The organism is Saccharomonospora saliphila YIM 90502 (assembly GCF_000383795.1).
GTDB classification, from domain to species: Bacteria; Actinomycetota; Actinomycetes; order Mycobacteriales; family Pseudonocardiaceae; genus Saccharomonospora; species Saccharomonospora saliphila.
This window is the reverse complement of sequence record NZ_KB912619.1, coordinates 81,741-89,288: the sequence shown is the minus strand read 5'-3', so window position 1 is coordinate 89,288 and position 7,548 is coordinate 81,741. Positions and strand designations below refer to the sequence as shown.

General features: G+C 71.1%; 10 protein-coding genes. 4 read left to right on the top strand and 6 right to left on the bottom strand.

Annotated elements, in window-relative coordinates; genetic code table 11:
* Positions 1-439: S8 family serine peptidase (locus SACSA_RS21240; protein WP_048876362.1), on the top strand; the 439-nt coding region annotated here is incomplete at its 5' end.
* Between the two features lie 27 nt (positions 440-466).
* Here SACSA_RS21240 and SACSA_RS0103090 read toward each other — a convergent pair.
* The 6 genes from SACSA_RS0103090 to folC form a co-directional block, all read right to left on the bottom strand.
* Positions 467-1,300: an ABC transporter permease gene (locus SACSA_RS0103090; protein WP_019813399.1), complete on the bottom strand. Its 834-nt coding sequence runs from the start codon at positions 1,298-1,300 to the stop codon at positions 467-469.
* A gap of 1 nt (position 1,301) precedes the next feature.
* Entirely contained in the window at positions 1,302-2,147 is an 846-nt protein-coding gene (locus tag SACSA_RS0103085) for an ABC transporter permease (protein ID WP_019813398.1), read from the bottom strand.
* The gene (locus SACSA_RS0103080; protein WP_048876370.1) at positions 2,144-3,106 is read right to left on the bottom strand and encodes an ABC transporter ATP-binding protein; all 963 of its coding nucleotides are present in this window, start codon (positions 3,104-3,106) and stop codon (positions 2,144-2,146) included. Before SACSA_RS0103080 ends, SACSA_RS0103085 begins: the two co-directional genes overlap by 4 nt.
* Positions 3,107-3,239: 133 nt before the next feature.
* A complete protein-coding gene (ndk, locus tag SACSA_RS0103075) occupies positions 3,240-3,650 on the bottom strand; it encodes a nucleoside-diphosphate kinase (RefSeq protein ID WP_019813396.1) in 411 nt (136 codons plus the stop codon).
* A 245-nt stretch (positions 3,651-3,895) separates the two neighbouring features.
* On the bottom strand, positions 3,896-4,330 hold the full coding sequence (locus SACSA_RS0103070; RefSeq protein ID WP_019813395.1) for a DUF4233 domain-containing protein: 435 nt from the start codon (positions 4,328-4,330) through the stop codon (positions 3,896-3,898).
* Positions 4,327-5,808 carry a bifunctional tetrahydrofolate synthase/dihydrofolate synthase gene (folC, locus tag SACSA_RS0103065; RefSeq protein ID WP_019813394.1) on the bottom strand — a complete coding sequence of 494 codons (1,482 nt, stop codon included), beginning with the start codon at positions 5,806-5,808 and terminating at the stop codon, positions 4,327-4,329. The genes SACSA_RS0103070 and folC overlap by 4 nt, the downstream gene beginning before the upstream one ends.
* 235 nt (positions 5,809-6,043) lie before the next feature.
* Here folC and SACSA_RS0103060 point away from each other — a divergent pair, with 235 nt between their 5' ends.
* From SACSA_RS0103060 to SACSA_RS0103050, 3 genes are read left to right on the top strand one after another with little or no spacing between them, the layout of a single operon-like run.
* On the top strand, positions 6,044-6,379 hold the full coding sequence (locus SACSA_RS0103060) for a hypothetical protein (protein ID WP_019813392.1): 336 nt from the start codon (positions 6,044-6,046) through the stop codon (positions 6,377-6,379).
* Entirely contained in the window at positions 6,379-7,128 is a 750-nt protein-coding gene (locus SACSA_RS0103055) for a WXG100 family type VII secretion target (protein WP_019813390.1), read from the top strand. Before SACSA_RS0103060 ends, SACSA_RS0103055 begins: the two co-directional genes overlap by 1 nt.
* Positions 7,129-7,133: 5 nt before the next feature.
* Positions 7,134-7,472: a hypothetical protein gene (locus tag SACSA_RS0103050; protein ID WP_157596584.1), complete on the top strand. Its 339-nt coding sequence runs from the start codon at positions 7,134-7,136 to the stop codon at positions 7,470-7,472.
* Positions 7,473-7,548 lie beyond the last annotated feature (76 nt).

Below are 7,548 nucleotides of genomic sequence, written 5' to 3'. Positions count from 1 at the left end.
CGCCCTCCCCGCCGACCTGCGGGAGGTCGTCTCCGTGGCGGCCACGGCCCGGTCCGGCGAGAAGGCGGGCTACAGCTCCTACGGACTCGGCGTGGTGGACCTGGCCGCCCCCGGTGGCGACCGGGGCGGCTGCGTGCTGTCCACCGTCCCCGGCGGCTACGCGACCCGGTGCGGCACCTCGATGGCCGCGCCGCACGTGAGCGGCGTGGCGGCCCTCGTGGCCGCACGCGACCGGGAGCCGTCGGACGACCGCGCCCAGGCCGCCGACCGGCTGCGGGAGGTGCTTCTCGACAGCGCCTCCCCCACCGCGTGTCCGACCGACTACGACCTCGACGGCAACGGACACCAGGACGCCTACTGCACCGGCTACCAGGGCTACAACGCCTTCTACGGGCACGGGACCGTCGACGCGCTCGCCGCCGTCTCGCGCGTGCGGTGAGGGTGCCGGGCGACGGCCCGCGAACGGTCAGCGCAGCAGAAGGCGAGCCACCCTGCGCGAAGCCGCCCACAACCCGAGCGCGGCGAAGAGAAGCAGATAGGCCACGTGCCCGAGCAGGGTGAGGTCGAGCACCCCGGTCGCGAACCCGCGGGTCAGCTCGACGCCGTGGTAGAGCGGCAGGCACTGCACCACCACGCGCAGCGCATCGGGATAGACCGACAGCGGGAAGAACGTGGTGGAGAACAGGAACATCGGCACGACCGCGAGCTGCACGAAGTCGAACTGCGACGGCGTGCGCAGGAAGGTCGCGCAGGCCATCCCCACGGCGGCGAAAGCGAACGACACCAGCACCGCGACCGGCACCACCAGCACCGCCCACGGGGAGCTGACCAGCCCCATCACCGCCATCACACCGAAGAACGACAGCGCGTACAGCAGCCCTCGCAGCACCGCCCAGCCGATCTCACCGAGCGCGATGTCCACCGGCCCGATCGGCGTGGCCAGCATGGCGTCGTAGGTCTTGTCGTACCGGATCTTGAAGAACACGCCGAAGGTCGCGTCGAACACCGCGCCGTTCATCGCCGAGGCCGCCAGCAGCGCCGGGGCCACGAACTCGACGTAGGGCAGCATCGCCCCGCCCGGCCCGGCGACCTCACCGACGAGCACGCCGAACCCGACCTGGAAGGCCAGCAGGTAGAACAACGGCTCGGCCACGCCCGAGAGGAACACCAGCCAAACGCGGGAGTACACCAGCGCCGAGCGCTCGATCAGCGCCGTGGCGCGGCCCGCGTACAGCGACGGTGGCAGGACGCGCACGAGCAGACCGCGCCCGCGTGCCGGGGCGAGTTCGGACATCGCCATCTCACACCACCAGCCGCCGGTAGAAGTAGTGCCGCGCCAGCAGTCCGCCGATCGTGAACAGCGCCGCGAGGTAGGCCGCGTGTCCGAGCGCGGGCAGCGGAGCGCCGCCGCCGAGCGCCACCGCGCGGGCCAGCTCGTTGCCGTGCCACAGTGGCGAAATCCACGCCAGCCAGCGCAGCGCGAGCGGAATCTGCTCGACGGGGAAGAAGGTGCCCGCGAACAGCACCATGGGCATCAGCGCGAACCGGAACAGGGCGGCGAACCGGGCGCCCTCGTCGTAGGTCGTCGCCGCGAACGCCGCCACCGGTGCCGCGCAGGCCAGGGCCGTGGCCACCGCGACGGGCACCACGAGCACCACGCCCATGTCCCGCCACGCGCCGAACGCCGTCGCCACCAGCGCGTACACCACGGCCGCGAGCACGACCCTGAGCCCGATCCAGAGCAGTTCCCCGCCGAGCACCTGGCCCGGCGTCACCGGCGTGGCGCTGATCGCGTGATAGTCCTTCTGCCACTTGAACCCGGACAGCACGGGGTAGGTGGCCGCGCCCACCGCGTTCTGCACCGCGCCCGCCACGAGCAGCGCGGGGGCGACGTAGTGCAGGTAGCTCACCCCTCCTGTCGCGGCACCCGGATCGACCTGCGAGCCAAACCCGATTCCCATCGCCAGCAGAAACAGCAGCGGTTGCAGCCCGGAGGAGTAGAGGTTGGACGTCCAGTACCGCCGGTACCACGTCCAGTGGCCCTCGACGCGCAGCCAGGCGGCGCGCCAGGAGCCCACCACCCGGGCCGGGGAGCCGCGCTCGGTGCCGTCGTCCGCACGCTCCCGCGTGCTCCGCGGGCCGGTCACTCGACCAGGCTCCGTCCGGTGAGGCGGAGGAAGACGTCCTCGAGCGTGCTGCGTCGCACGAGGCTGGACACCGGGCGGAGTCCGCGGGCGTGCGCCTGCTCCAGCGCCGCCTCGCCCTCGGCGGTGTAGAGCAACAGCCGGTCCGGCAGCACCTCGACCCGTTCGGCCAGGTCGGCGACGGACTCGCTGACGGAGGTGTGCTCGGACCGGGCGAACCGCAGCTCCAGCACCTCGCGCGTCGAGTACCGGGCGATCAGCTCGGTCGGCGAGCCCTCGGCCACGATCCGGCCGCCGTCCATCACCACGAGCCGGTCGCAGAGCTGTTCGGCCTCGTCCATGTAATGCGTCGTGAGCAGGAGGGTGACCCCGCGTGACTTCAGGCGAAACAGGCGGTCCCAGAGCAGATGCCGGGCCTGGGGGTCGAGTCCGGTGGTCGGCTCGTCGAGCAACAGCAGCTCGGGGTCGTTGACCAGGGAGCGGGCGATGGTCAGCCTGCGCTTCATCCCGCCGGAGAGCGGATCGACCTCGTCGTCGGCGCGGTCGGACAGCTGGGCGAACTCCATCAGCTCCTCCGCGCGGCGGCGCACCGACGCGCGGGAGAGCCCGAAGTAACGCCCGTAGACCTGGAGGTTCTGCCGCACCGTCAGCTCGGTGTCAAGGGTGTCCTGCTGGGGCACGACGCCGAGGCGCGCCCGGATACGGGGGCCTTCCCTGTCGGGGTCACCGCCGAGCACCCGCAACTCACCGTCCGAACGCGGCGAGACGCACCCGATCATGCGCATGGCCGAGGACTTGCCCGCGCCGTTCGGGCCGAGGAAGCCGAACGCCTCACCCCGGCGCACGTGCAGGTCGATCCCGCGCACGGCTTCGACGGAGCCGAACCGCTTGACCAGCGCCTTGGCCTCCACCAGGGGCGTGTCGTCCGGCGGCTCCTCCGCCCGGCCCGCGCCCGGTGTCACCGCGTCGTTGTCCACAGGACGGACACTGCCACGGACCACCGACAGGGCGCGACCGGATTCGGCGGGCGCACGGCCGGGGCGCGGCCGTGCGCGCGGACGTGGACCGGCCGCGCGCACGGCACCGGCGCTCTCCTCAGAGCTCGGGGAACCAGAGCTTGAGTTCGCGCTCGGCCGACTCGGGCGAGTCGGAACCGTGCACGAGATTGAACTGGGTCTCCAGGGCGTAGTCGCCACGAAGGGTGCCGGGCGTGGCCTTGTCCACCGGGTCGGTGCCACCGGCGAGCTGCCGGAACGCGGTCACGGCGCGGGGCCCCTCGACGGCCATCGCCACGACCGGGCCCGAGGTGATGAAGTCGAGCAGCTCGCCGTAGAACGGCTTGTCCTTGTGCTCGGCGTAGTGCTCCTCGGCAACCGGGCGGGCGACGTCACGCAGGTCCATCGCGACCAGGCGCAGCCCCTTGCGCTCGATCCGCGCGATCACCTCGCCGACCAGGCCGCGCTTGACGCCGTCGGGCTTGACCAGAACCAGGGTGCGCTCACTCACGAGGTCGTTCTCCTTCGAATTACTGCTGTCCGAATCACTGCTGTCGGTGAGGGCAGCGTATCGGCCCGGTCCGGCCGGGGGATTCCTGCCCACGCCGCCACCCGCGCGTCGTCCCTCGGTCGGGGCGCGAACGAGACTCCTCCACCGCCCGCCAGGGGCAACTCGCGGACCGCCAAGGGCAACTCACGGGCCGCCAGGGGCAACTCGCGGACGGGAAGGGGCAACTCGCGGGGTGTGGGGGTGGGTCAGGGTTGTTGGCTGGGGAGGCGGCCCTGGGCCATGCGGAGGGCGACGTCGCGGCGCAGCCACATGAGCCACAGCCAGACCGCCAGGAAGATCACGCCGATCACGGCGACCCACGGCAGGCTCACCACGAACGCGAGCAGACCGGCGTGCAACGCGAGCACGACCCAGATCGACCAGCGGAACCGCAGCAGTCCGCAACAGACGAGCAGGGCCACCGCGACACCGCCGACGAGCCAGCCCTGGAGGCTAGTCAGCCCGTCGCCGAGCTGGGCCACGACCGGCAACGCGAGGGCGACCACGATCGCCTCGAGCACCAGGGTCCCGGCCTGCACCCCTCGGAAACTCTTCATCGGGTCCTTCGGAGGCGGCGCCGCGGACGGCTCTCCGGGCGAGGTCTCAGCGCGCGCGTCGGCGGTGTCGTGCTCGTCGCTCACTCCGGCTCCTTGCCGAACAGGGTGCGGGCCTCGCCCACCGTGACGACCGAGCCGGTCACGAGCACGCCCCCACCGGACATCGGTTCCTCAGGATCGTCGGTCTGCTCCACCAGGCCGATCCCGGTCTCGATCGCGGTGCCGAGGTCGGGCTCGACCGTGACCCGCGCCTCGCCGAAGACCGACACCGCCAGCGCGGCCAGCTCGTCGACGGGCATGGCCCGGGGCGAGGCGTTCTGGGTGACAACGATGTCGGAGGCCACCGGTTCGAGCGCGGAGAGCACGCCGGTGGCATCCTTGTCCCGCAGCACACCGACGACCACCGCCAGCCTGCGGAACGCGAACTCCTCCTCGATGGTGGCCGCGAGCGCCGCCGCGCCGTGCGGATTGTGCGCGGCGTCGAGCAGCACGGCCGGGGCCGCGCGGACGCGTTCGAGCCTGCCCGGTGTGTGTACCGCGGCGAAGGCCTCGCGCACCGCATCGAGGTCGAGCTGGCGGTCCTTGCCCGCGCCGAAGAACGCCTCGACGGCGGCCAGCGCGAGCGCGGCGTTGGCCGCCTGGTGCGCCCCGTGCAACGGCAGGAACACCTCGTCGTAGACACCGCCGAGTCCCTGCAACCGCAGAAGCTGCCCGCCGACGGCGATGTCACGGCCCAGGACGCCGAACTCGCTGCCCGCGCGGGCCACGGCGGCGTCGACCTCGACGGCGCGCTCCAGCAGCACGCGCTCGGCGTCGGGTTCCTGTTCGGCGAGCACGGCGACGCTGTCCGGCTTGATGATCCCGGCCTTCTCCCCCGCGATCGTCGCCCGGTCGTCCCCGAGGTACTCGGCGTGGTCGATGCCGACCGGGGTGAGTACGGCCACCTGCGCGTCGGCGACGTTGGTGGCGTCCCACCGGCCGCCCATGCCGGTTTCCAGCACCGCCGCCTCCACCGGGGCGTCGGCGAACGCGGCGAAGGCCATGCCCGTGAGCACCTCGAACTTGCTCATCGCGGGAGCATCCGGCCCGACGGCGCCGTCCACCATCCCCACGAACGGCGCGATGTCACGGTAGGTGGCGACGTAGGTCTCGGGCGAGATCGGCGCGCCGTCGATGCTGATGCGCTCGGTGGCCAGTTGCAGGTGCGGGCTGGTGTAGCGGCCGACACGCAGGCCGAGCCTGCTCAACAGCGCCTCGATCATCCGCGCGGTCGAGCTCTTGCCGTTGGTGCCCGCGATGTGCAGGACCGGGTACGTGCGCTGCGGGTCGCCGAGCAGGTTGACCAGGGCGGAGATCCGCGTCAGCGAGGGCTCGATCTTGGTCTCGGGCCACCGGCGGTCCAGCTCCGCCTCGACGGCCACCAGGTCCCGCAGGGCCTGCGCGGCGATCGCGGCCTCGTCCACCGACGGTTCGGCCTCGGACTCGTCGTCCGGCAGCGGACCGGCGATGAAGTTGTCCCCTTCCGACAGTTGCGGGGGAAACTCCTGGTCGTCGGACGGCACGCACTCTCCCTACAGCTCGGTTGATGTGTCCGAGTCTACGGCCGAGGGGGCGGGAATCGTCGCATGCCCCGCGCCGGGGACTCGGCGGGCCCGTACCCGGCGTGGTGGGGGTGCCGGGCCACCTCGGAACCGGATGTCCTGCGATGCCGTCTCACCCACCGGCCGCACACGGACACGGGGAGAGGGACCGACGCACGACCACGCCGCGGGGTTACCGAGGCGACACGTACCGTGAATGGGGATCGAGATGTTCACGTTCGATCACGAGCACGCGCGCAAGATCTTCGACGCGCTGGAGACGCTGAGCGAGGACGCCCAGGCCGGAAGCACCTACCTGTCCGGCTACACCGCCCTCTCGTTTCCCGAACAGGGAATCATCAACCTGCTCTCGGGCTCGCACGCGGAGGTGACCACCGCCGCCACCGACCAACTCGACAATCTCTACGAATACCTTCGCACGACCCTGACCGACAACCTGATCGACACGTTCGCCCTCTACCGGAACGAGGACGCGGAGAATCGCGACCGGCTGCGGGCGCTCGAGATTTCTTCTCCGCCGACGACACGATGATGGACGAGCGGCGTGAGGTCGCCCCCGACGACCCCGCCGAGGGCACGAGCGCCGACCCGTTCTTCGCTCGCGAGGACCCCAAGAGCCACTTCACCGAGGTCGAGCTGAGCAGTTCCGACATCCCGCGGCAGGCGGAGAACGCTCCGGGAGTACTGGACATCTTCAGCATCACCTTTTTCGTGCAAACCGTCTGCAAATTCTTCGACTGGGACCCGCTCGAGGCCATCGGCAAGCGGATCGCCGGGGACTGGAACGCGTTCGCGGAATGCGCGAAGGCCTACCGCAACCTCGCCGACGGCATCGACGTGCTCGCCGACAACCTCCGCGACCATGTGGACCAGCTCGAACAGGCGTGGACGGGAAACGCCTACGCCGCCTGCAACGTCGCCGTCTACAACGCGGCCAACCAGATCCAGCAGGGAACGGCCGAGCCCCTGCGCAAGATCGCCGACCAGTACGAGGAGGCGGTCGACGCCGCATACCAGACCTACCGGGATCTGGAGCCCCTCATCCGCGCGCTCATCGACGCGGCCACGGGCATCGGGCTGATCAAAACCCTGGGAAAAGCGTTCAAGGAAGGTGGTGAGTTGCTCATGAAACACGCCAATGACATCGTGGACCGCGTCTCCCAGTTCCAGGCCACGATCCAGGCGGCGAGTTCCGACCTCGCGAGCCTGAGCAGCGAGTTCGAGAAGCTGGAGAACGCCAAGGCCGTTCCGCCCGTTCTCGAACAGTACGAGGAGCAGTGACAACCGTGCCCGCACCGAGAAGCGAGAGCGATGTGCTCCGGACGATGGCGGCCGCCCTCGGTGAGGCAGACCGTCCCGAGCTGCGCGAGATCGGCCGAGCGGTCCGCGACGGCAGCCTGACCTTCGCCGACGCCGCCGCCAGTTCCGGCTACCGGGAGGTCTTCGCCGACTGTGCCCGGCAGCTCGCCGAGATGAGCGAGGACGAGTTCTTCGGCGGCGACGACCTGATTCCCGGCGAGGAACCCGGCACGGGCGGAAACCCGGACCCGGCAGCCGAGGAGGAGCCGGACCAGCCGGAGTCCTACCTCATCCCCGCGACTCCGCGACGGCGGGACCGGAGCTGAGCCCGCACGTCCCGGACGTCGTCGCGCCTGCGTGCGTGTCCGCCCGGCCGGACGGAGCCGGTGCCGTGGCGGCCCG